The following is a 1312-nucleotide window of genomic DNA, read 5'->3' on the forward strand; positions in this document are numbered from 1 at the left end:
GCCACCACGTCGTCCTTACCGTCCCCACTGAAATCCGTCGACGAACCCGCCAGATACCGACCACCACCACCGCCACCGGCGTTGACCAGGGAGATGTAGTAGTTCCAGTTCCAGTTCGGCCCGGGGTCGGTGTGGTCGTTGCCCGGCAGCTCGTTGTGCCCCTTGATCGCGCTGCGGTCCCGGGGCAGGCCGTACTTGTCGCAGAGGTAGCGGGTCAGCGCGGCCGACGAGCGGTACATCGCGTCGGTGAACCAGGACGGGTTGTCCACGAAGCCCTCGTGCTCGATGCCGACGGAGTACCCGTTGGCCGAGCGGGCGTGGTAGGCGGTGTCGCCCTCCCGCACCATCTGGGTGATCTCCCCGCTGCTGGAGCGCACCACGTAGTGCGCGCTGACCCCCGAGGACGGGTTCTGGAACCAGCTGATCGTCCCCGCGTACGAGCCCTGGGTGACGTGCACGACCACGGTGGTGATCCGGGACGAGCGGCCGGGCTGGTAGTTCGCGCCGTTGGCGGCGACCCAGCGGGCCGGCCCGTACTCGGGGACCGCCTGGGCGGCCGGGGACCCGCCGCTGCCGGCCGGGGCGACCGTGGCGTACCGGCCGAGTTCCGGGCGCACCGGCCGGGCGGCGACGCCGATCCGCTCCCCGGCCGGGGTCGATCCGGCGAAGCCCCGCCGCAGCAGCTCGTAGACGTGGTCGGCGTAGAGCCGGGCGGTCGCGTCGTCGCCGGCGTGGGCGTAGCGCGCCACCACCGGGTACCAGGCCGCGACGCGGTGCCGGTCGGCGGCCCGCAGCCGCGCCGAGTCGGCGTACGAGCGCAGCACGGCCGCCGCGCCCCGCACGTTCGCCTCCGGCCGCGCCTTGAGCCGGCTGGCCGGCAGGCCGGTGAGCGCGACGGCCTCCTCCAGGGTGCGGTTGGTGGGGTTGCTGACCAGGTGCATCGGGCCGTAGCCGTTGGCGGCGCTGGGCTCGCCGCCGTGGTCGTCGAGTCGGCTCTCGCCGTAGCCCACCGCCGCCAGCAGGTCCCGGGGCACGTCGTAGCGGCTGCTGGCGGCGGTAAAGGCGGCGGCGAGCCCGCCGGTGCGTTCGGTCGGGCCCGCGGTGGCCGGGGCGGGGGCGGTCAGGGTGACGGCGGCCAGGGCGCCGACGAGCACCCCGGCCAGTAGGGGCTTCCTGCGTCGCGCGGGACGAACGAGCATGGCGACTCTCCGACGGGGGTTCGGGGGTTCGGCGGATCAGAGGGTGGTTTCTCCGGTGAGGCCGAAGAAGTCGTGCCATTTGGTGGATGGGCCGAAGGTGGTGCCGGTGGAGG

The 1312-nt window shown here is 73.8% G+C and carries 1 protein-coding gene; it reads right to left on the reverse strand.

Annotated elements, in window-relative coordinates:
• On the reverse strand, positions 1-1199 hold a 1199-nt coding region (locus tag ACLQ2V_RS28075), incomplete at its 3' end, for an N-acetylmuramoyl-L-alanine amidase (RefSeq protein WP_425721714.1).
• Positions 1200-1312: the final 113 nt, after the last annotated feature.

The sequence above is a fragment of the Micromonospora sp. DT233 genome, from assembly GCF_049841815.1.
Taxonomy (GTDB): domain Bacteria; phylum Actinomycetota; class Actinomycetes; order Mycobacteriales; family Micromonosporaceae; genus Micromonospora.